The 21,270-nt window shown below is 72.0% G+C and carries 24 protein-coding genes and 1 tRNA gene; 8 read left to right on the plus strand and 17 right to left on the minus strand.

Annotation, left to right across the window (positions count from 1 at the left end; translation table 11 throughout):
* Positions 1 to 54: 54 nt before the first annotated feature.
* The 9 genes from ACFWFR_RS07020 to ACFWFR_RS07060 form a co-directional block, all read right to left on the minus strand.
* Complete coding sequence (locus ACFWFR_RS07020; RefSeq protein WP_377622047.1) at positions 55 to 1,614, minus strand: glycosyl hydrolase family 18 protein; 1,560 nt, start codon at positions 1,612 to 1,614, stop codon at positions 55 to 57.
* A 256-nt stretch (positions 1,615 to 1,870) separates the two neighbouring features.
* Positions 1,871 to 2,296, minus strand: a complete 426-nt coding sequence (gene dtd / locus ACFWFR_RS07025; RefSeq protein WP_377619152.1) for a D-aminoacyl-tRNA deacylase — start codon at positions 2,294 to 2,296, stop codon at positions 1,871 to 1,873.
* A complete protein-coding gene (locus tag ACFWFR_RS07030; RefSeq protein ID WP_377622049.1) occupies positions 2,293 to 3,291 on the minus strand; it encodes an asparaginase in 999 nt (332 codons plus the stop codon). The genes dtd and ACFWFR_RS07030 overlap by 4 nt, the downstream gene beginning before the upstream one ends.
* A gap of 5 nt (positions 3,292 to 3,296) precedes the next feature.
* Positions 3,297 to 3,650 (minus strand): DUF2516 family protein, encoded by a 354-nt coding sequence (locus ACFWFR_RS07035; protein ID WP_377619148.1) that lies wholly within the window; start codon positions 3,648 to 3,650, stop codon positions 3,297 to 3,299.
* Positions 3,651 to 3,659: 9 nt separating this feature from the next.
* A complete protein-coding gene (locus ACFWFR_RS07040; protein ID WP_377619146.1) occupies positions 3,660 to 4,085 on the minus strand; it encodes a type II toxin-antitoxin system VapC family toxin in 426 nt (141 codons plus the stop codon).
* A gap of 12 nt (positions 4,086 to 4,097) precedes the next feature.
* Complete coding sequence (locus ACFWFR_RS07045; RefSeq protein ID WP_354508284.1) at positions 4,098 to 4,361, minus strand: type II toxin-antitoxin system prevent-host-death family antitoxin; 264 nt, start codon at positions 4,359 to 4,361, stop codon at positions 4,098 to 4,100.
* Between the two features lie 77 nt (positions 4,362 to 4,438).
* Complete coding sequence (locus tag ACFWFR_RS07050) at positions 4,439 to 5,590, minus strand: aromatic acid exporter family protein (protein WP_377619143.1); 1,152 nt, start codon at positions 5,588 to 5,590, stop codon at positions 4,439 to 4,441.
* Positions 5,591 to 5,674: 84 nt separating this feature from the next.
* Positions 5,675 to 6,886, minus strand: a complete 1,212-nt coding sequence (locus tag ACFWFR_RS07055) for a YgfZ/GcvT domain-containing protein (RefSeq protein WP_377622051.1) — start codon at positions 6,884 to 6,886, stop codon at positions 5,675 to 5,677.
* Positions 6,887 to 6,974: 88 nt separating this feature from the next.
* A complete protein-coding gene (locus tag ACFWFR_RS07060; RefSeq protein WP_191802169.1) occupies positions 6,975 to 7,595 on the minus strand; it encodes an FABP family protein in 621 nt (206 codons plus the stop codon).
* Positions 7,596 to 7,854: 259 nt separating this feature from the next.
* Between ACFWFR_RS07060 and ACFWFR_RS07065 the strand changes: the two genes are divergently transcribed.
* On the plus strand, positions 7,855 to 8,259 hold the full coding sequence (locus ACFWFR_RS07065; protein ID WP_318244430.1) for a DsrE family protein: 405 nt from the start codon (positions 7,855 to 7,857) through the stop codon (positions 8,257 to 8,259).
* Positions 8,260 to 8,360: 101 nt separating this feature from the next.
* Here ACFWFR_RS07065 and ACFWFR_RS07070 read toward each other — a convergent pair whose 3' ends face one another.
* From ACFWFR_RS07070 to ACFWFR_RS07085, 4 genes are all read right to left on the minus strand, one after another.
* The gene (locus ACFWFR_RS07070) at positions 8,361 to 9,032 is read right to left on the minus strand and encodes a pentapeptide repeat-containing protein (protein ID WP_377622053.1); all 672 of its coding nucleotides are present in this window, start codon (positions 9,030 to 9,032) and stop codon (positions 8,361 to 8,363) included.
* Positions 9,033 to 9,119: 87 nt separating this feature from the next.
* Positions 9,120 to 9,581 carry a DUF4395 domain-containing protein gene (locus ACFWFR_RS07075; protein ID WP_056645122.1) on the minus strand — a complete coding sequence of 154 codons (462 nt, stop codon included), beginning with the start codon at positions 9,579 to 9,581 and terminating at the stop codon, positions 9,120 to 9,122.
* A 90-nt stretch (positions 9,582 to 9,671) separates the two neighbouring features.
* Positions 9,672 to 10,100, minus strand: coding sequence for a thioredoxin family protein (locus tag ACFWFR_RS07080; protein WP_377622054.1), 429 nt, complete (start codon positions 10,098 to 10,100; stop codon positions 9,672 to 9,674).
* Between the two features lie 55 nt (positions 10,101 to 10,155).
* Positions 10,156 to 10,890: a hypothetical protein gene (locus ACFWFR_RS07085; protein WP_377622056.1), complete on the minus strand. Its 735-nt coding sequence runs from the start codon at positions 10,888 to 10,890 to the stop codon at positions 10,156 to 10,158.
* A gap of 207 nt (positions 10,891 to 11,097) precedes the next feature.
* Between ACFWFR_RS07085 and ACFWFR_RS07090 the strand changes: the two genes are divergently transcribed.
* Together ACFWFR_RS07090 and ACFWFR_RS07095 are read left to right on the plus strand one after the other, a co-directional pair.
* Positions 11,098 to 11,862, plus strand: coding sequence for a winged-helix domain-containing protein (locus tag ACFWFR_RS07090; RefSeq protein ID WP_377619132.1), 765 nt, complete (start codon positions 11,098 to 11,100; stop codon positions 11,860 to 11,862).
* Positions 11,859 to 12,791, plus strand: coding sequence for an alpha/beta fold hydrolase (locus ACFWFR_RS07095; RefSeq protein ID WP_377619130.1), 933 nt, complete (start codon positions 11,859 to 11,861; stop codon positions 12,789 to 12,791). Before ACFWFR_RS07090 ends, ACFWFR_RS07095 begins: the two co-directional genes overlap by 4 nt.
* A gap of 58 nt (positions 12,792 to 12,849) precedes the next feature.
* On the opposite strand, the gene nth is transcribed toward ACFWFR_RS07095, so the two are convergent.
* A complete protein-coding gene (gene nth, locus ACFWFR_RS07100) occupies positions 12,850 to 13,548 on the minus strand; it encodes an endonuclease III (RefSeq protein WP_377619250.1) in 699 nt (232 codons plus the stop codon).
* A gap of 101 nt (positions 13,549 to 13,649) precedes the next feature.
* Positions 13,650 to 14,210, minus strand: a complete 561-nt coding sequence (locus ACFWFR_RS07105) for a TetR/AcrR family transcriptional regulator (protein WP_377622058.1) — start codon at positions 14,208 to 14,210, stop codon at positions 13,650 to 13,652.
* Positions 14,211 to 14,462: 252 nt separating this feature from the next.
* Between ACFWFR_RS07105 and ACFWFR_RS07110 the strand changes: the two genes are divergently transcribed.
* Both ACFWFR_RS07110 and ACFWFR_RS07115 read left to right on the plus strand, forming a co-directional pair.
* The gene (locus tag ACFWFR_RS07110) at positions 14,463 to 15,926 is read left to right on the plus strand and encodes an MFS transporter (RefSeq protein ID WP_377622059.1); all 1,464 of its coding nucleotides are present in this window, start codon (positions 14,463 to 14,465) and stop codon (positions 15,924 to 15,926) included.
* Between the two features lie 195 nt (positions 15,927 to 16,121).
* On the plus strand, positions 16,122 to 16,799 hold the full coding sequence (locus tag ACFWFR_RS07115) for a Crp/Fnr family transcriptional regulator (protein WP_056645111.1): 678 nt from the start codon (positions 16,122 to 16,124) through the stop codon (positions 16,797 to 16,799).
* Positions 16,800 to 16,920: 121 nt separating this feature from the next.
* Here the strand turns inward: ACFWFR_RS07115 and ACFWFR_RS07120 are convergent, their stop codons facing one another.
* Together ACFWFR_RS07120 and ACFWFR_RS07125 are read right to left on the minus strand one after the other, a co-directional pair.
* Positions 16,921 to 17,397, minus strand: a complete 477-nt coding sequence (locus ACFWFR_RS07120; RefSeq protein WP_191802175.1) for a RidA family protein — start codon at positions 17,395 to 17,397, stop codon at positions 16,921 to 16,923.
* Complete coding sequence (locus tag ACFWFR_RS07125) at positions 17,397 to 17,561, minus strand: hypothetical protein (protein WP_191802177.1); 165 nt, start codon at positions 17,559 to 17,561, stop codon at positions 17,397 to 17,399. Before ACFWFR_RS07125 ends, ACFWFR_RS07120 begins: the two co-directional genes overlap by 1 nt.
* A gap of 187 nt (positions 17,562 to 17,748) precedes the next feature.
* Between ACFWFR_RS07125 and ACFWFR_RS07130 the strand changes: the two genes are divergently transcribed.
* The 3 genes from ACFWFR_RS07130 to ACFWFR_RS07140 all read left to right on the plus strand — a co-directional run bounded on the left by ACFWFR_RS07130 (position 17,749) and on the right by ACFWFR_RS07140 (position 21,236).
* Positions 17,749 to 20,091 carry a transglycosylase domain-containing protein gene (locus ACFWFR_RS07130; protein ID WP_377619123.1) on the plus strand — a complete coding sequence of 781 codons (2,343 nt, stop codon included), beginning with the start codon at positions 17,749 to 17,751 and terminating at the stop codon, positions 20,089 to 20,091.
* Between the two features lie 11 nt (positions 20,092 to 20,102).
* Positions 20,103 to 21,047 (plus strand): metallophosphoesterase, encoded by a 945-nt coding sequence (locus ACFWFR_RS07135; protein WP_377619122.1) that lies wholly within the window; start codon positions 20,103 to 20,105, stop codon positions 21,045 to 21,047.
* A 112-nt stretch (positions 21,048 to 21,159) separates the two neighbouring features.
* Positions 21,160 to 21,236 (plus strand) — tRNA-Pro (locus ACFWFR_RS07140).
* Positions 21,237 to 21,270: the final 34 nt, after the last annotated feature.

Here is a 21,270-nt window from a genome sequence, read left to right on the forward strand (position 1 = left end):
CGACCGGCAGGTCGTGGTCCCGACGGCGTCGGGTGCGCGGGGGCTCGCGTCAGGTCAGACGCACGAGCCGACCACGCGCCACGGGCTCCAGTACGTCTCGGTGCCCGGAGCGTTGGTGTGGACCCACCAGTTCGCCTGGTAGTTGACGCCCTCGTGCGACGTCACGTCACCCGCGGTGTAGGTGCCCGCCACGCTCCACGCGGGGAAGCAGCCGCCGGCGGCCCCGGAGTCGACCGGACCCGTCGGTGACGCCCGGTAGACGTCCGCCGCGGTGCCGACCAGCTCGTCCTCGTAGTCACCCGCGAGGTCCCACCACATCGAACCGCCGAGGCCCTTCTCCGCGACCCACCTCGCCTTGAACTCGACCGCGCGCGGGGTGTCGACCGACCACCACTCGTTGCCGTCGTAGCGCCACGACGAACCGGTCGCCTCGTCGAAGTACTCGGTGCCGAGGTCACGCAGCTCGAAGTACTGCTTGTTGCCTGCCTCGAACGTGCCGGGGGCCACGCCCGTGGCGTACTGCCAGGCACCGCTCGTGCCGCCGTCCTCGACGCCGGTCCAGCCACGCCCGAACGCCGGGATGCCCACGGTGATCTGCTGCGGGTCGACGCCACGGCTCAGGTAGACGTCGACACCCTGCTCGACAGAGATGTCCCCCGAGAACGTCGGGTCGTCGTGCAGGTTGGACTGGTGCCCGGCCAGGTTCGGGGACCATCCGCCGTGCAGGTCGTAGCCCTGGATGTTGCCGTAGTCGAGCGAGTCGAAGATCGCCGGGGCGTCCCAGCCCGCGTTGATGACCGTCGGGTTCACGGGGATGTACGCCGACAGGAGGTACTCCTCGCCCTGCGACGCGCCGTACTCGTCGAGCTGCTGGCGGAACTCGGCGAGCAGCGCCGTGAAGTTCGCCTTGTCGTTGACGGGGTCGATGTGGTTCTCGGGGTGCTGCGACCAGTCCGGTGCTCCGGGCCACTCCCAGTCGATGTCGATCCCGTCGAAGACGCCCGCGGCAGCAGCGGGGCCACCACGACCGTCGATCACGGGCAGGTTGCCCTTGAGGTACAGGTCGATGCACGAGGACACGAGCTTCTCCCGCGACTCGGGCGTCGCGGCGGCCTTCGAGAAGAACTTGGACCAGGTCCAGCCCCCGATCGACACGAGCACCTTGGTGTCGGGGTTCTGCTCCTTGAGCTTGCGAAGCTGGTTGAAGTTCCCGGCGAGGGTCTGGTCGGCCGTGTCCGCCACCCCGTCGATCGAGTCCTCGGCGCTCACGGCGTCGACGAAGTCGGCGCCCGCCACACCCGCACCGTCGTTGCCGCCCACCTCGGGTGTGCCCTCCTTGTCGGAGATGAAGCACGAGAGGTCGGTCGGGTGGATGTTCCCGAACGCGTAGTTGACGTGCGTGATCTGGTCGGCCTGACCGGACTCCTGGAAGTCCTTGACGGTGTAGCCGTAGTTCTCCGGCGCCCACGACATGAAGTACCCGACGTTGCGGTAGCCGTTGATGTCGTTCTCGCCGTTGGGGCTGGCCGCCACGGGGGCAGCAGGAGCTGCCGTCGCGCTGCCGGCCGCGACCAGGCCGGTCGCCACGAGCGCGAGCGTCGTCGCGGACACCATCGCGCCGAGCGCGCGACGGCGCCCCGGTGAAGGAGTGGTTCGAGATGCGTGCAAAGGGAGGCCTCTTCGTCTTCCGTGCTGCTGGCCCCGGTCCGTTCCGGAGCCCCAGATGCTGGGCTCTTCGAACCTAACCAGGCTCACGCATGAAAGACGTACGGGTGTTCCACATGGTTCACAGCCGTCACATAAGGGATTTCCCGTAGAAAGTCCTCGAAGGGCTCGAAACAATGCGAACGGTCACCATTCGCCCAGAGCGCTAGGCCTCGACCAGGATCGTCACGGGCCCGTCGTTGACGAGCTCGACCTGCATGTCCGCGCCGAACACCCCGGTCGCGACCTCTACCCCCTTGGCGCGCAGCTCGGCGACCACGGCATCGACCAGCGGCTCCGCGACGTCCCCCTTGGCCGCGCCGTTCCATGACGGTCGTCGGCCCTTCTTGGTGTCCGCGTAGAGCGTGAACTGGCTGATCACCAGGACCGGGGCCCCTTCGTCGAGCACCGACCGCTCGTCGCGCAGGATCCGCAGCTCGGCGATCTTGCGCGCGACCAGCTCGACCTGGGCCGGGCCGTCGTCGTGCGTCACGCCCACGAGCGCGACCAGGCCGGGCCGGTCGACGCGCCCCACGACCTCCCCGCCCACGCTCACGCTCGCGCGCGTGACCCGCTGGACGAGCGCCCTCATGAGGCGGCCCCCGAGGCGAACGCGGCGCGCACCTCTCCCACGGGCGCTCCTCCGCCCAGGACCGGGGTGCGGCCCACGCGGTCGAGCGCGTCGGCGTCGGCCCCGGGAAGATCGCCCGCACCGAGCGCCGCGAGCGCGGCGACGAGCACCGCGGGCCGCGGGCGCGGCGACCCGTCGAGGACCTTGAACGCGAGCGCACGGCCGTCGGGCAGCCCGACCCCGTACACGCCGTCCGCGCCGTCCTTGGCCACGAGGCCCGGTACCGCCCGCATGACGTCGGTCGCGTCACGACCGGTCCCACCGACCATCTCCGGGAACGCGGACATCGCGCGGGCGACCTGGGCCTCGGGCGACGCAGGATCGGCGACGGGCGCACCGGCCAGACGGCCGAACGCCCGCGCCATACCCTGCAGCGTCGTCGAGAACAAGGGCGCGCCGCAGCCGTCCACCGTGACGTGGAGCCCGGACGCATCGTCCCCCGTGAGCTCGAGCAGCGTCTCGCGGATCGCGACCTGGAGCGGGTGCTCAGGATCGAGGTACGTCTCGGTGTCCCAGCCCGCCGCGACGCACGTCGCGAGCATCGCGGCGTGCTTGCCCGAGCAGTTCTGCGTGATCGAGGCCGGACCGTTGCCCTGCTCCTGCCAGGCGAACGCCGCCGGCGGGTAGACGGGCATGTCCGGGGTGTTGCGCAACGCCGACTCGTCGAGGCCCGCGCCCGCGAGGATCTCGCGTGCGCCCGCGAGATGGAAGTCCTCGGCGTTGTGGCTCGCGGCGGCCAGTGCCAGGAGGCGCGGCGGCAGCGACAGGCCGTGACGGAGCATGGCGACGGCCTGGAACGGCTTGACCGACGAGCGCGGCCAGATCACGGTCGACGGGTCTCCCACCGCGAGATCGACCGAGCCCGACGCATCGAGCGTGACGAGGTGGCCCAGGTGCACGGACTCGACAAGGTCTCCCCGGACGACCTCCGCGAGCGGGACGGCCGAGCGGAGCACGGGGGTCACCACCCACCCGGACGGCCGCCGCGCGACCCGCCGGAGCCTCCCGAACCACGCCCGAAACCGTACGGCTTGAGGCGCGGGCGCACGTCGACCAGATAGATGAACGCGGGGACGAGCGCGATGAGGTTGAGGAAGCTGGCGCTCGTCAGCATCATGGGCGGCAGGCCGAGGAATCCGATCGCTGCCGCGACGCCCAGGATCGCCGACCAGATCGGCTTGGTGAGCTTTCCCTCGGCCGTGAACCCGTTCGCCGGACGCCGGAGCGCATCGATGAGCGCGACGGCCTGGGCGACGAACACCACGACCGCGAGGACGACGAGGACGAGCCACTGGGCTCCACCGAAGCTGATCACGTTCCGAGCCTACGGCAGGACGCGCAGCGACTCCGCGCGGGCTGCCGCGGCCACCCGCTCGTCCCAGACCGCGAAGATCGCGTCGTCGTGCCGCAGCGTCAGCGCCGAGGCCAGGTGGACGGCGTCGGCCCCGCGCAGCGCATGACCGTTGGCACCCGCGAGGGCGCTCGCGCGGTCCAGGACCCCCGGGGAGACCTCGACCAGGTGCAGCGCGGGCCACAGCAGCTCCCACGTCGCGAGGGCCTCTGCCCGCTCGGCCGCGTCGAGGACCCCCGACCGCTCCCCCGCGGCGAGGGCCGCCCGGACCTCGGTGTCCGACAGCCGGCTCGTGGTGACCACGTCCGCCCGGTTCCAGAGCGCGCTGGCCAGCTCGGAGCCGGGCTCGGCGACGCACAGCTTCACGAGCGCGCTCGCGTCGAAGTAGACCAGTGCCACGGGGACCGCCGGTCAGCGTCGGATGCGGCGCACGAGGCCCGACATCGCCGACTGCTTCGCGGCCGGGCGCGCCGGCGGCGTGTGGACGGGGCGCTCCTCGGTGGCCGGCGTCAGGAGCCCGTCCCTGGTCAGCGACGCGATGAGGTCTGCGCTCCCCACCGCGCTCAGCCGCGCCACGGGGATACCACGCTCGGTGATCACCACGTCCTCTCCGTCACGTGCCCGCTCGATCCACGACTTCAGCTCGGCCCGCAGGGCGCTGACGGAAACCTCCATCCCCCGAAGGTACCGGCACGTGCCCGGATTGCGTAGACCTCCACGCGATCGGATCTCACGAGCTTCCGGGCGTCGCTTCAGAGCTCGGTGAGGGCCTCGCGCGCCTCGCGCGGAGACATCCCCGCGGCCTCGAGCGTGTCGACGATCGGGGACCGCAGGAGCATGACGAGCGACTGGACCTGCCAGTCGCCCGCGCCCACGGTCCTGGGGTCCGCCGCGGCGGCCGTCTCCGCGAGGATCTCGCGGGCCGTGACCGGGTCCTTGCCCGCCCCGATCGCCTCGGCCAGCACCCGGGTCCCCGCCGCGTACCGGTCGACGATGGCCGCCACGGGCAGGAGGTCGTGCTCGGGCCCGGCGACCGGCCGCGAACGGCGTGCGAGGACCCGGACGCTGCGCATCGCCCGGTCGACCAGGACGGCCTTGCGCTCGAGGTCGCCCAGCTCGGTGCGGTGCTTGCGGCCCACGGCGCTGACACGGGACAGCTCCTGCGCGCTGGTCGCCGTGGCCTGCCACTCCTCGAGCGCGGGCTCGGACGCCCGGCCGCGCACGAGCGCGGCGTCCAGGTCGTCCGCGTCGCCCGAGCGGAAGCCGCGCGCGAGCAGCTCGAGCGTCTCGGCGAGCTCGGTGGTCGCCTCGTCCCCCAGGATGCGGGGCCGACGGCGTGGGTCCCCCGGGGTCAGCGTCGCGGCGAGCAGCGCGATCGCCCCGCCGACGAGCGCGTCGACGAGCCGCCCGCCGGGGCCACCGGTCTGGGCGGCGGGCAGTCCCACGATGACGATCGCCTGCACGCCCGCCTGGGTCGCCAGCAGCGCGCCGCGGTCGATGAAACGGGCGACGAGGGCAGAGGTCGCGAGCACGACCGCGACCTGCCACCACCCCGAGCCGATGAAGTGCACGATCAGGTCGCCCAGGCCCACGCCCACGGCGACGCCGATCGCGAGCTCGCCCACCTTGCGGACCTGCCGGTCCAGGCTGAACCCGAGGCACACCCACACCGAGACGGGCGCGAAGAACGGGTACGGATGCCCGAACACGTAGTGCGCGATCCCGTACGCGATGCCTGCCGCGAGCGAGGCCTGGATGATGGGCCAGAACGCTGCCCTCACCCGGGACCGTCCCTGGCGGAGCCGGGCGCGGAGCAGCAGCCGGCGGAACGCCTTGCGGGCCGTCTCGACGGCCCCCGGCTCCGGTACCGCGGTCCCGTCGGAGGTGTCCTGCGACTGCGTCATGCGCTCCTGCTCACCGGGTCCCGGTGACCCGGCGGAACCCGGGGTCAGTCCGTGCGGTGGTCGCTGCGGGCCGCGGCGCGGTCATCAGATCATGCTCCGGGGGGCGTCCTGCCCGCGGGGCGTGATCCCCCGAGCCACGGGACCACGCGGGGCCGGACGGTCGACCGAGACCCCCTCGCCCGGGACGACGACCTCCTGGGCCGCCGCCACGGCGCCTCCGTCGCAGTCGACCACGAGCTCGACGTCCTCGGGGGCGCTGCGCTTGAGGACAGCGAGCGCGATGGGCCCGAGCTCGTGGTGGCGCGCGACCGAGGTCACGGTGCCGACCGGACGGCCGGCGGGCGCGGTGCCGTCGGCGCCCGGCTCACCACCGGGCAGACGGACCTCGGCACCCGCGACGGGCAGCAGGTGCCCCGACCCGTCGAGGTGGAGCATCACGAGGCGGCGCGGCGGCCGACCCATGTTGTGCACGCGTGCGACCGTCTCCTGCCCGCGGTAGCAGCCCTTGTTCAGGTGGACGGCGGTCCGGAGCCAGTCGAGCTCGTGCGGGATCGTGCGGTTGTCCACCTCGGTCGCGAGGCGAGGACGCCAGGCCTCGACCCGCAGGGCCTCGCTCGCCCACGTCCCGGCCAGCCGCCAGCCGGCCGCCTCCCGGGACGCGACGGCGTCGGGCAGCTCGGCACGAGGCACCAGGACGAGGCGCCACGCGCGGTGCGCACCGGGGTGCTCGTCGTCCGCGGGGCCGTACCGCGTGCCGCCGGGCGCGGTGCGCGGCCAGGGGTCGCGCCAGGTGACGGGCTCGCCCTCGGCGCCCTCCGCGTCACGAGGCTCGCCGAGCACCGCGATCTCGTCGGTCATGTCCGTGATCTCGACGCGCAGCGCGAACTTCATGCGGTCGAGCCAGGCAGTGAGCGTCGGGGCGTGCGACCCCTCGGTCACGAGCCACGTGGACTCGCCGTCGTCCACGACGCCCGCGGAGTGCTCGACGTGCCCCTGCGGGCTCAGGACGAGCAGCTCGGTCGAGGTCCGGGGTGCGAGCCCCAGCAGGTTCTGCGAGGTGATCGAGTTCAACCAGGTGAGGCGGTCGGGTCCCTCGACGCGCACGACCCCGTGGTGCGAGAGGTCGACGACCGCGCCGCCCGCCTCGAGCGCACGCTGCTCGCCCGTGGGGTCGCCGTAGTGCCAGGCGACTCCCGCGTCCGGTCCGGAACCCGCGACCGCACCGGGGCGGGCCAGCAGCGGGCTCGTCCGGGCGGGGGCCTCGGTCTGGGGTGCGTCTTCGGTGCCAGCAGTCACGATCGAACAACCTCCTCGGCGCCGCGGGCGGCGCGCACGTCCGTCCGGCCGCGCGGTGGCGACGGCCGTACCTCACGCGTCGGACGGACTACAGGCGGTCCAGCTTCGCCGACGCATACGACTGCAACGGTTGACCGAAGGCCGCCAATTCCCAGACCCACATGAGCTGGCCCTGCACGTTGCCGTACAGGCGGTTCGACGCCGACACCTCGGCGGACGTCGAGGTGCGCACCATGGCGTCGCTCGACAGGTCCACGCGGCCGTTGCCGATCACGCCCAGGTACAGGGTCATGCGGCCCGACGGGTCCGCGATCATGACCTCGATCGCCGACTTGTCCTCGGGCAGGCCCTCGGGGCGTTCCGGGGAGACGCGCCAGTAGCCGGTCTCGGTGGACCAGATCCGCCCCGGCGCGAGATGACCCTCGGTGCTGGGCTCGGTCGAGTCGCTCGACGGGTCGGCCTCGGGGTCGGCGGGCTGGTCCGCGGTCCAGGACTCGGGCACAGTCTCCGGGACCTCGGCCTCGAGGACGCGGATCGTCGACTCGTACCGCAGGTAGGGGCCGCCGTCGTGGTCGAACGTCACGTCCTGGACGAACGGCGTCTCGGGGATGCCCGGGTAGGCGATGACCCCCTCACCGCGCCACGAACCCACGAGCCACGCGAGCGGGTAGGCCTCGGGGGCGAGCCCCTCGGGGAACGCGAAAGCCATCTGGTGGTACCTCCGGCGGTGCCGGTCGCGACGGACCGGTGAGTGACGACAGGGAGAGACGGGACCCGGGTCCCGCCGGGCGACGGACGCCCGGCGTGACGATCAGGTCAGCGCTGACCCTGGTACAGCTTGTAGACGACGAACCCGGCGAACCACGTGATGGTCACGGTCGCGGCGATCAGCAGTCCCAGGAAGATGAGCTCGAGTGCATGCGTGGACATGTCGCCGATCCTACCTTCCGGCCTCTAGGCTCGCGCACGTGACCACCCAGCCAGTCGTGCCGCAGCCCTCGACCGCCTCCGCCCAGCGCTCGCTGGTCGTCAAGACGACCTCGGGGCTCGAACGCCCCGAGGCGACCAACCAGGCGTTCACGGTCGCGTCCGCGGCCGTCGCCGCGGGGGTCGAGGTGAGCCTGTGGCTCACCGGGGAGTCGGCGTGGTTCGGGCTGCCGGGGCGTGCGAGCGAGCTCGAGCTCGAGCACGCGGCTGCACTGCCGGACCTGCTCGCGGTCGTCCTCGAGGCGGGGACCGTCACGGTCTGCACCCAGTGCGCGGCGCGCCGCGGCATCACCGAGGCCGACGTGCTGCCCGGTGTGCGGATCGCAGGGGCCGCGGTGTTCGTGGAGGAGTCGCTCCGCCCGGGGGCGCAGGCGCTCGTCTACTGAGACGTGCGCGGTCCGCCGAGGACGGCGTGCGCCGTACGTGCCGCCGCCCTGCCCGACGGCGGAGCACCCGTCCCGCGGTCACCGCACCACGTGCCGTGGCCTCAGTCCTCGACCCGGATCCCCAGCTCGGCCGCGAACAGCGGGGCGAGATCCACGAGCTGCGCCGGGCTCACCGTGGCCCCGGCGAGCCTCTCGATGCTCGTGATCCGCCGCAGCGCCGCACCCCGCAGGTCGACGTGCACCAGGCGGGCGCTCGCGAGGACGATGTGGTCGACCGTCGTGTCCTCGAACGCGACCCGGGTGGCCTGGGCGTTCGTCAGGTCGAGCTCGTCGACCGTGCAGCGCGTGAGCCGCAGGTCGCGGACCGTCGCGCCCCGGAGGTTGACGTAGCCGAGCTTGCAGTCGACGAGCTCGACCGAACGCCACGCCGACTCGTAGAGCTCGGCCGACCCGATCCGCGAACCGTCCAGGACCACGTCGTGCCATACGGAGCGCGGTGCGCTGAGCACGGGGGCGTCGATCCTCTCGAGCCGCGACTCGCTGAACGTCGCGGCCCGCAGGTCGGCCTGGTGGAGCGAGACCCCGACGAGGTCGCAGCGCTCGAACGTGATGTCCGCCAGGTCGGCGTGGGACAGGTCCGCGCCCTCGAACCGCTCGTCGTGGCGGCGCTCCTCGGCCCCGAGCCCTGCGGCGTCACCCGGGGGCCTGACGCCGGCACGCAGCCTCTTGATCCTGGGCGGGACGGTGGTCGGGGGGCTGGACTGTGCTGGCACCGCTCGACCCTACGCTCCGCACGCGGACGCGCCGAGACCCCGCGGGCCCCGGCGCCGTCCTCCGTGATCGGGAAGGCGACGCGCGCCTCAGCGAGCGGGCGCGAACCGGCGGATCAGCAGGTACATCTCGCAGCCGAGGCACAGCCCGAAAGCGGCGTTGAGCACCGCGGCGACGAGAGCGAGCCCCGCCGCGACCGGCACCGCCACGAGGGACACCGTGAAGCCCAGGACCACGCCGACCCCGGTGATGACGAACCCGACCCCCTGCGCGAAGCGAGGAGGACGCGGGTCCTCGCGCTCCGCCGTCGGGCCCAGCCGTGGCTGGACGAAGGTCTTGAAGACCCATCCCTGCCACGTGCCCTGCGCCCCGCGCAGCGTCCCGAGCAGGAAGCTCAGCGCGACGAACGTCAGGACCCACAGCGCGGCCTCGGACGATCCCAGGAGAAGGGTGACCGCGAGCAGCAGAGCAGTGATCCCGGCTCCGACCCGGGGCCCGCGCGGATCGATGCCCTGCGGCGCGCTCACGGCGGGGGTGGACTCGTGCGACATACGGGCTCCTCGGTGGGACGGGCCGTCAGCGGGGCCTCGGGCGGGGTACTCGGCAGGTTCTCGGCGGGACGATCGAGCCGCACGGCCCGCTCAGGCGACCGAGCCTGCCGGGACGTCGAGCGCCTCGAGCGCGTGCGCGCGGCTCACGCTGCCGCTCATGCGGGCGACCTCGCGACCGGCCGGGTCCAGGACGAGGACGGTCGGTGTGCGCAGTATGCCGAACGTTCGCACGAGGTCGTGGTGCTCGTCGACGTCCATCTCACGATGTGTCACGTCGGTGCGGGCCGCGACGACCTCGTCGAGCACCCTGGCCGTGTGACGGCAGGGCGAGCAGAACTCGGACGAGAACTGCACGAACGTCCGATGGTCCCCCAGCACGATCCCGCGCGAGGACCAGTCGACCGCGGCCGCGGGCTGCGCGTCCCGGAGCCGGACCACTCCCTGTCGCCGCTGCCACCACACGCCGAGGAGCACGCTCGCGCCGAGCAGCGCGAGCAGGATCACGATGCGCCAGACCATGGTTCGACCTTTCCCGTCGTCCGTCCTGCGGTGCGTCCGGAGGGAGCCGGGCAGGTCAGCCCACGAGGACCCGACCCACCACGAAGACCAGGATGCCTCCGACCGTCACGGGAAGCACTATGGCAGCAAGCGCGGCAGCCCTGCGCTCGAGGGCCGGCAGCTGGTCGAACAGCGCGTGCAGGGCTGCGACGAGCATCCCGGAGACCGCCCCCGTCCACAGCCCGTTGACGGTCACGACCTCGGGGAGTGCCCACGCGAGGGCACCACCCGCGGCGATCGACGCAGCGAGCGTCAGGAGCGTGTTCCACCAGCCCGGCACGGGCAGCGCCGAGACCGCCGAGGCCACGGCCAGCGTCGCGGCGCACGTCACGACGAGAGCTGCGCCGGCGTCCGTGCGGTCCGTCGCGATCCACCCGGCGGCGGAGACCGCGACCACGAGCCCGCTGACGGTGCCCAGCAGGGACTCGACCAGACGCGGTCGCCCGTCACGGCGGAGCATCTCGGCGACGAAGGCCAGGACGATCCCCATGGCGAGCACGAGCGGCAGGTTCCGCAGCGAGGGCTCGCCCTCGGTCGCGGCGACCGCGGCGACCGCCCCGACCCCGGTCAGGCCGATGACCAGGCCCGACCCGCCGGGAGCAGGCTGGTTGAGCAACGAGGGCCACCCGATCGCCACGAGGACGGCCAGCGCCGCGGACGCGAGGGTGAGAGGGACGAGCCCGAAGAAGGCTGCGACGGCGACCGCGGCGGCCACCACCGCGGTGGCGACTGCGCGTGAGGAGAGGCCCACTAGACGCACGCTCCCTGCATCGAGGAGCGAGCGGCACCGGGTCCGGGAAGGCTGAGCACGAACATGAGTCTCCCAGATGACGCGCGGCGCCGAACACGAAACAAGGTTGTAACAGCAGAAAGGCCCTGGTCACCCCGTTGACGTCTGTTCAACGCGCTACGGTAATGATTCCGGCCTTCTCGAAGGTCACTGGGAGGAGGTGCGTCGGTGGCAGAGCTGTTGATCCTGACACCGGCGACAGGTGGGTCCGTCGAGGTCCTGCCTGCGCTGGGACTGTTGTCGCACCGCATACGGGTGCTGCCCATGGAGCCGTCGGCTCTGGTGGACGCACCGGACTCGGACGTCCTGCTGCTCGACGCTCGTCGCGACCTCGTCGCGGCGCGCACCACGTGCCGCCTGCTGCGCGCCACGGGTCTTGCGGTGCCGCTCGTGCTGGTCCTCACCGAGGGCGGCCTGACCGTCGTGACGGCCGAGTGGGGGGCGGACGACCTGTTGCTCGAGTCGGCAGGACCGGCCGAGGTCGAGGCCCGGCTCCGCCTGGTCATCGAGCGGTCGGCGCACGGACGGGCAGAGGACGCCCCGCAGGAGATCTCCGCGGGCGAGCTCGCGATCGACGCGGGCGGGTACACCGCCAGGCTGCGCGGTCGCCCGCTCGACCTGACCTACAAGGAGTTCGAGCTCCTCAAGTACCTGGTGCAGCACCCGGGCCGCGTCTTCACGCGGGCCCAGCTGCTGCAGGAGGTCTGGGGGTACGACTACTACGGGGGCACGCGCACGGTCGACGTCCACGTGCGGCGCCTGCGCGCCAAGCTGGGCCCCGAGCACGAGCAGCTCATCGGCACGGTCCGCAACGTCGGCTACCGGTTCGACCCGCCCAAGGACCGCCGGGCGCAGCCCGCCGAGATGCCGGACTCCGCCGAGCCCACGGACGAGGTCGCCCTCGCGGAGGACCAGGTAAGTTCGTCCGGGTGACGACCGACTCGAGCGACTTCTCCGCAGCACTCGTCGACGGCCCCTGGCGGCACGAGTTCGTGCCGGCCAACGGTGCGCGCTTCCACGTCGCCCTCGCGGGACCGGAGTCCCGTGGCGGGGGTTCGAGCGCGCCGCTCGTGCTGCTGCTGCACTCCTTCCCGCAGTTCTGGTGGGCATGGCGCCACCAGCTCGAGGCCCTCGGCGAGGCGGGCTACCGCGTCGCCGCCATGGACCTTCGGGGTACCGGCGCCTCCGACAAGCCGCCGATCGGGTACGACGCCCCGACCCGCACGCGTGACGTCGCGGGCGTCGTCCGGTCGCTCGGGGCGGATCGTGCCGTCGTCGTCGGGCACGGGACCGGGGGCGGGCTCGCCTGGGCCATGGCCGCGCTCCAGCCCGCCGTGACCGCGGGCGTCGCGGCGCTCGCCGCGCCGCACCCCTCGCACGTGCACGCCTCGGGCCGCCGCCTGCTCACGCCCGTCGCCCAGCGGCACCTGGCCTTCGCGCAGCTGCCCACGCTGCCCGAGCGTGCGCTGACCCGTGACGACCTGGTCGCGCGCGTCCTCGCGGACGGCGCAGCCTCGCCGCTCGCCCCCGAGGCGGTCGAGACCTACACGACGGTCATGCGCATCCCGTTCGCGGCGCACTCCGCGATGGAGGCGATCCGCTGGTCCGTGCGGTCCACGCCCCGGCCCGACGGGCGTCGCTACCGCAGCGCGCTGCGCCGCCCGCTCAACGTCCCGACCCTCCAGGTCCACGGCGGGGCGGACGGGTTCCTGCGTCGCGAGCTCACGGACGCGGACGCCGCGGCGGTCTCGCGCAGCCTGCGCTTCGAGGTCGTCGAGGGGGCGGGGCACTTCCTCCCGGAGGAGGCGCCCGACGACGTCACGCGTCTCCTGCTGGACTGGTTGCCGACCACGCAGGGCTGAGTCGCGCGGCAGACGAGAGCGACGGCCTCCCGGGCCGCCGCTGTCGTGAGACCTGTGCTCAGTCGGTCTTGACCAGGGTCGCCGCGACCACGGGGTCCGTCTCGCCGATCCCGAACGACGGGCACAGGTGCGAGATGGTGCAGGCCCCGCACGCGGGCTTGCGCGAGAAGCAGACCCGGCGCCCGTGGAAGATCAGGCGGTGCGAGAGCATGGTCCACTCACGCTTCTCGATCAGCTCGCCGACCTCGGCCTCGACCTTGACCGGGTCCTCCTCCGAGGTCCACTCGAGCCGGCGGACGAGACGTCCGAAGTGCGTGTCGACCGTCAGACCGGGGACGCCGAACGCGTTGCCCAGCACGACGTTGGCCGTCTTGCGCCCGACCCCGGGCAAGGTCACCAGGTCGTCGAGCTTCTTGGGGACCTGCCCCCCGTAGCGCTCGACGAGCGCCTGACCGATCCCGATGACAGCCTGCGCCTTGGCCCGGAAGAAGCCGAGCGGACGCAGGACGTCCTCGAGGTCGAGGCGGTCCGCCGCGGCGTACGCGGCGGCGTCCGGGTAGCGCGAGAAGAGCTCGGGAGTGGTGAGGTTGACCCTCTTGTCCGTCGTCTGGGCCGAGAGCACCGTCGCGATCAGGAGCTCGAGCGGCGTGGTGAAGTCCAGCTCGCACCGTGCGTCCGGATACGTCTCGGCGAGCTCACGGTTGGTGCGCCGCGCACGGCGGACGAGCGCGAGGCGTGACTCGCCGGACGAACTCACCGCACCGTGCGACGGCGCGGGCGCAGGAGAGGGAGCAGGACGCGAGGTACCACCCGAAGAGGTCACGTTCGGCAGCCTACTCGGCCCCACCCACACGTCCGTCAAGCGGTGAGGAGCGCTCTGCGCAGCAAGCGGCGTGCGCGTGCGCTCAGCTGCTCGCGGCGGGAGTCGTCGTGGGTGCTCGCGATCCTGTCGGCCATCGCGACCGCCACCATGAGGTCGTCCACGTCGACGTCCGGACGGACGACCCCGGACGCGATGCCTCGCTCGAGGAGGGGCTCGAAGGATGCGGCGATGCGCTCGCGGAGGTCGGCGAACCACCGGACGTCCGCCCCGGCGAGGACCTGGGTGAGGCCGCGGTTGGCGAGGCCCACGTCGAGGACGAAGTCGAACAGTCGCGCCAGGCCGTCGGCGTCGTCGCGCACCTCCTCCGCACGGTTCTCGATCCGTTCCACGTTGTCCTCGAAGACCGTGGCGGCGAGCTCCTCGCGGGTCGAGAAGTTGCGATAGAGGGTCGTGCGGCTGACCCCTGCGACACGTGCGACCTCCTCGAGCGCGACGTCGTGCCCGCGCTCGGAGAACACCTGACGCGCGGCCACCAGCAGCCGCTCACGGTTGCGCACGGCGTCCCGCCGCGTCGTCGAAGGCGCTTGTCCGCTCATCTCGCCCACCCTAGTCGCCGGACACGAACCGTACAGTGGTGTACGGTTTACTCTCCCTCACGCGGCGGGCCATGCACCCCCCGGCCCCGCCCGGCCCGACGTTCTCGCGGACGTCGGCCGTGCGCCCCGCTTCTTCCCCTGGTTCTGATCTCGCCCGCCGGGCGCCGGTCCGGACGTCCCACGCCTGCACGGTGTGGTGCACCGCGCGCAACGCACGGTGGACCTGCCCCTGCCCGTCACGAGGAGTCCCCTATGAGGGCACCCGAGTCCCCGAAGAGCGTCAACGCCGTCATCGCCACGCTGGCACTGGCCGGCACCGTCGCCGCGATCATGCAGACCCTGATCACCCCGCTCATCGCCGAGCTCCCCGACCTCCTGGGCACCACCGCGTCGAACGCAGCCTGGGTCATCACCGTGACGCTGCTGGTCTCCGCGGTGTGCGTTCCCGTCACCGGACGCCTGGGCGACATGTTCGGCAAGCGCAAGATGCTGCTGATCTGCACGATCCCGCTCGCCCTCGGCTCCGTGGTGTGCGCACTGGCCGTGTCGGTCGTCCCGATGATCGTCGGGCGCGGCCTCCAGGGCATGGGGATGGGCATGATCCCGCTCGGCATCGCGCTGCTGCGGGACATCGTCCCCGCCGAGCGGCTGAGCTCCGCGATCGCCCTGGTCAGCGCGTCGATGGGCATCGGCGGTGGTCTCGGCCTGCCGATCGCCTCCGCGGTGGCCCAGTACGCCAGCTGGCGCGTCCTGTTCTGGGGAGCCGCAGCGCTCTCGGTGATGATCACCGTCCTGGTCCGGGTCGTGATCCCCGAGACCCCCGTGGCGGCCAAGGGGCAACGGTTCGACCTGCTCGGCGCGATCGGCCTGGGGGCCGGGCTCGTCGCCCTGCTGCTCGCCGTGTCCAAGGGAGCGGACTGGGGCTGGGGCTCGGTCACGACGATCAGCATGTTCGTGGCATCCGTCGTGATCCTGCTCGGCTGGGGCGTCCTGCAGCTGCGCACGCGCGACCCGCTCGTCGACCTGCGCACGACGGCCCGCCCCCGCGTCCTCGTCACCAACGTCGCCTCGATCTTCGTCGGGGTCGCCATGTACGCGAACATGCTGATCATGCCGCAGCTGCTGCAGCTGCCGTCCACGACCGGCCACGGGCTCGGGCAGTCGATGCTCGCGGCCGGGCTGTGGATGGCCCCTGGCGGCATCATGATGATGGTCGTCTCGCCGCTCGGAGGAAGGCTCACCAACCACCGCGGCCCCAAGTTCACCCTCGTCGCGGGCACCCTCGTCATCGCCCTCGGCTACGCCGCCTCGCTGGTCCTGATGCCGTGGGCCTGGGGCATCATGCTCGTCGGCATGATCGTCAGCAGCGGTGTCGGCCTCGCGTACGGAGCGATGCCCGCGCTCATCATGGGATCGGTCCCCGTGTCCGAGACCGCGGCCGCGAACGGCTTCAACACCCTCATGCGCTCCCTGGGCACGTCGATCGGCGCCGCCGTCATCGGCGTCGTCCTGGCCTCGATGACGACGGACCTCGGCGGCCACGCCCTCACGTCGGCGAGCGGCTTCCGCACCGGCCTGCTCATCGGCTGCGGCGTCGCCGTCGTCGCGGCTCTCGTCGCGTCCGCGATCCCGGCCGCACGCGCCGCGCGGGAGGACACCACCGACGCGGGGGCGACGTCCGGTCCCGAGCTGGTCCCGGTGACCGCCGATGCCTGATCTCGACCCCTCACCCATGACCCGCTCGACACCCCCGACAGAAGCCCTCGCGGGCCCCCGCGGCCCCGTTGGCGTCCCAAGTTGCGCGCATGAGGCAGACTTGTGGAAGGAATCACGAGTACCGGTTCGCTCGAACTCCGCCGATGCAGACGGGCACATGCCGGGAAAGTCCGCTCAACACCCGAAGGACATCGCGTGGACGACGACGTAGTGCTCTCCGCCCCCCTCTTCGCCACCATGGACCGCGAAGAGACCCGGACGCTGTTCGACTCGATGCAGCAGATCGAGCTCACCCGTGGGGACGTACTGTTCCGCGAGGGCGAGCCCGGCGACAGGCTGTACGTGATCGCACAAGGCAAGATCAAGCTCGGCCGACGCTCGAACGACGGCCGGGAGAACCTCCTGTCCATCCTCGGACCGGGCGAGATGTTCGGTGAGCTCTCGCTCTTCGACCCGGGCCCCCGCACGGCCACGGCGAGCTCGGTCTCCGACGCGCTCCTCTACGAGCTGCGTCACGAGCAGCTGATCGAGTGGATCGAGAAGCACCCGAGCGTGGCGAAGCACCTGCTCAACGCGCTCGCCCGCCGCCTGCGACGCACCAACGAGACCCTCGCGGACCTCGTGTTCTCCGACGTCCCGGGCCGTGTGGCCAAGGCGCTCCTCGATCTGTCGACCCGCTTCGGCGAGGAGACCGAGGAGGGGGTGCGCGTCGCGCACGACCTCACCCAGGAGGAGCTCGCCCAGCTCGTCGGCGCCTCGCGCGAGACCGTGAACAAGGCCCTCGCCGACTTCGCGACCCGCGGGTGGGTCCGTCGTGAGGGCCGTGCCGTCGTGCTCCTCGACGTGGACCGCCTGGAGCGTCGCGCGCGCTGACCGCGCCCCCCCTCGTCGACCGGAGGCCGGTCGGACCACCCCTCGTGGGGTCGGCCCGACCGGCCTCTCGTCGTGCTGTCGTTCCTGCGGACGAACCGTGCTGCGCGCTCGGGAGGACGGGTCAGTCCGCGAGCTCCACGACCAGCTCGACCTCGACCGGCGAGTCCAGCGGGAGCACCGCGACACCGACCGCGCTGCGCGCGTGCACGCCCGTCTCGCCGAAGATCTCGCCGAGCACCTGGCTCGCGCCGTTGACGACGCCCGGCTGCCCCGTGAACGACGGGTCGCTCGCGACGAAGCCCACGACCTTGACGATCCTGGTCACCTGGTCGAGGTTGCCGACGAGCGCGTGCACGGCCGCGAGCGCGTTGAGCGCGCACGTGCGGGCGAGCACCGCGGCGTCGGCAGCAGCGACGAGCCCGTCGCCCTCACCGACCTTGCCGGTCACCGGGAGCGCGCCGTCGACGAAGGGCAGCTGACCCGAGGTGTAGACGTACCGTCCCGTGCGCACGGCAGGGACGTACGCGGCGACGGGCGCTGCGACGTCGGGCAGCGTGATGCCCAGCTCCGCGAGGCGGGCCGCGATGCTCGCCGCCACTACTGGCCGCCGGTGGGGCGCTTGAGGTAGGCCACGAGCCCGTTGCCGTCGGGGCCCGTGACGACCTGGACGAGCTCCCAGCCGTCGGAGCCCCACTGGTCGAGGACAGCCTTGGTGTTGTGGATGATGAGGGGGATGGTCGCGTACTCCCAGGTGGTTGCCATGCGACCGAGCGTAGCCGGGATCGCCGGTCCGGTCAGCGCATCGTGACCTGCGACGCGGCCGTGGTCCACGGCCTTTCTGCGGTCACGGATGCTCCGCAACCCGGCCCGTGGATGCTTACACAACCCGCACACCCGGCAGGGGTGAGAACGCCCGGGAAGCGTCGGCGCCCTCCCGTAGGCTTGGGCCATGGCCTCACCTGCGCGTCCCCGTCGACAAGTCAACGCCTATCAGCTCATCGCCCTGCTGCTGGCGTTCGTCCTCGTCTCAGGGGTCGGCGGAGTCCTCGGTGCAGGCCTCCTGATCCCGCTCGCGGCCGGCGCGAGCCAGCTCACGGACAGCACCGTCCAGATCTTCGACGAGCTCCCCGACGAGCTCGTGCCGGGGCCGCTCTCCGAGAAGTCGAGCGTCTACGCGAACGACGGGACCACGCTCCTCGCGACGTTCTACACCGAGAACCGCATCGTCGTGCCTCTCGAGGAGGTGTCGGTGCACATGCGCAACGCCGTGGTCGCGACCGAGGACAAGCGCTTCTACGAGCACGGCGGGGTCGACATCGAGGGCACCACGCGTGCCGCCATCAACAACGCCACGGGCGGCGCCAAGCAGGGTGGCTCGAGCCTCACGCAGCAGTACGTGAAGAACGTACTGATCGAGCAGGCCGTGCGCGACGAGGACCCCATCGCCGTCGAGGCGGTCAAGGAGAGCTCGATCGAGCGCAAGGCCCGCGAGGCCAAGCTCGCCATCTCGCTCGAGAAGCGCATGACCAAGGACGAGATCCTCCAGGGCTACCTGAACATCGCGCAGTTCGGCATCCGGGTCTACGGCGTCGAGACCGCGTCCCAGCACTACTTCGGCAAGCACGCCGCCGACCTCAGCATCGTCGAGGCCGCGACCATCGCGGGCGTGACCAACGCGCCGGGCGCCTACGACCCGGTGTCCAACCCGGTCGACTCCGAGAAGCGTCGCAACCTCGTGCTCGGCCGCATGCTCGAGCAGGACTACATCACCCAGCAGGAGCACGACGAGGCCGTCGCGACCCCGCTGGCCGACACGCTCAACGTCCAGCCCGTCACGGTCGGTTGCCAGGCCGCCAACGGCGCCGCGTTCTTCTGCGACTACGTCACCAAGGTCATCACGTCGGACCCGATCTTCGGCGAGACGCAGAAGGAGCGCCAGGCCCTGCTCTACCGAGGTGGCCTCGACATCACCACGACGCTCGACCCCCGCCTGCAGACCGCCGCAGAGGCCGAGGTCACCTCGGCGATCCCCGCGTCGGACCCCAGCGGCATCGAGAACGCGCTCGTGACGGTCGAGCCCGGCACGGGCAAGATCCTCGCGATGGCCCAGAACCGGCCCTACGACGCGTCGCTCGAGGCCGCTCCGGGCACCACGGCCCAGAACTACAGCGCGGACCAGGCGCACGGCTCGTCGCGCGGCTTCTCCCCCGGCTCCACGTGGAAGCCCTTCCTGCTCGCCGAGTGGCTGAACGCGGGGCACACCCTCAACGAGACCGTCAACGCGAACCGGCGTGAGTGGAACGTGGGGCGTGACTTCACGTCGTCGTGCACCAAGCTCAACGTCGGCGAGAAGTGGAACCCCAACAACTCCGACGGCCAGGGCAAGGGCAGCATGACCGTCCTGGCAGCGACGGCCAACTCGGTCAACACCGCGTACGCCGACATGGCGAGCAAGCTCGACCTCTGCGCGGTGGCCAGCACCGCGAAGTCCGTGGGCTTCGCCCCGTCCCTCACGAAGGACAAGGGCGAGGTGGAGGTCCGCCCCTCCATGATCATCGGCACCCAGAACTCCTCCCCGCTGCAGATGGCGGCCGCGTTCGCGACCTTCGCGAGCGGTGGCACGTACTGCGAGCCCGTCGCGATCACGAGCGTCGTCGACCAGTCCGGCGAGGAGATCGAGGTCCCCTCGGCGAACTGCAACCCGAACGCCCTGGACCCCGCGGTCGCCAACACCGTCACGTACGCGCTGCAGGGCGTCATGACGCAGGGCTCGGGCAAGAAGTCCCAGCTCGCCGACCGGCCGAGCGCCGGGAAGACGGGGACCGCCCAGCTCAACACGCACAACTGGTTCGTCGGCTACACGCCCCAGCTCGCCACGGCCGTCTGGATCGGCAACGCCGAGACCGACATCCAGATGCGCAGCAACGGACGCGGCCGGTTCTACATCAACGGTGTGGGCAAGCAGTGGTGGTTCGGCTCCGACCTGGCCGCCCCCATGTGGAAGAACTACATGACGGCAGCCCTCGAGGGCGTGCCGGTCGTCGAGTTCCCGGCTCCGGACCCCAAGCTCCTCGGCAAGGTCCAGGCACCGCCCACGACCGACGGCGGCACGACCGGATCGGGCAGCAACGGCACCGGGAACGGTGGCACCGGATCGGGCAGCAACGGGTCGGGCTCCGGGAACAACGGGTCCGGTGGCAACAACGGATCCGGCAACGGCAACGGGAACAGCGGCGGCGACAACGGCGGTGGCAACGGCGACGGCGCCACGACCCCCGGGGAGCAGGACTGACCCGGTCCCGCGTGCACCCCGCACTGGTCGGTCTCGGCGCTCTCGCCGCGGTCGGTGCCGGGGGGCTCGCGTACGCCCACGTCGAGACCAAGCTGTTCACGCTCCGCGAGGTCACGGTCCCGGTGCTCCCGCCGGGGCACGCCGACCTGCGGGTCCTGCACTTCTCGGACCTGCACCTCACGCCCAGCCAGGAGCGCAAGATCGAGTGGGTCCGGTCGCTCGCCGCGCTGCGCCCCGACTTCGTGGTCGACACGGGCGACAACATGGCGCACCTCGACTCGCTCGAGCCGCTCCTGTACGCGCTCGAACCGCTCCTGAGCAGCGCGCCCGGTGCCTTCGTCATGGGCTCGAACGACTACTACGCCCCCTCGCCCAAGAACCCGGCACGCTACCTGCTGCCGGACGCGCGGATCTTCCACAAGATCGATCCGCCGAAGCTCCCGGCCGCGGAGCTGGCTGCCGCGATGTCCTCGGCCGGCTGGATCGACCTCACCAACCGGCGCGACGCGGTCGACGTCGGCGGTCTGCACATCGACCTGGTGGGCGTCGACGACCCTCATCTCGACCGGGACGTCTTCCCTGCCGCACCCGAGCGGGCGGCGCGACGCGCGGGGACCGGCGCTGCGCCGTCGGGCCTGCGGATGGGCGTGGTGCACGCGCCCTACGTGCGCGTCCTCGACCAGATGCACGACGACGGCGCCGACGTCATCCTCGCCGGCCACACGCACGGCGGCCAGCTCTGCGTCCCGTTCTACGGGGCGCTCGTGACCAACTGCGACCTGGACCGCGGGCGGGCCAAGGGCCTGCACGGCTGGCCCGGGGCACGGCCCGACGCCCCCGGCGGCGAGGACTCGACCTGGCTCAACGTCTCGGCCGGAGCGGGCACGTCACCCTACGCGCCGTTCCGGTTCGCGTGCCGTCCGGAGGCCACGATCGTGACGCTGACCGCACGCTGAGGCAGCGGTTTCGTCCCAGGGGCAAACGTCCGCTATTCTAGGCAGGCTCCAGCGCGCAGGTTTGGCGGGACCTTTCGAGGACCCCTCACCGACCTGACGCAACGAGAGCAATCGGGGTGTGGCGCAGCTTGGTAGCGCGCGTCGTTCGGGACGACGAGGTCGCAGGTTCGAATCCTGTCACCCCGACCAGCACGAAGGCCCGGAGTCCACTGGACTCCGGGCC

Source organism: Oerskovia sp. NPDC060287, from assembly GCF_042726775.1.
GTDB classification, from domain to species: Bacteria; Actinomycetota; Actinomycetes; order Actinomycetales; family Cellulomonadaceae; genus Oerskovia; species Oerskovia merdavium.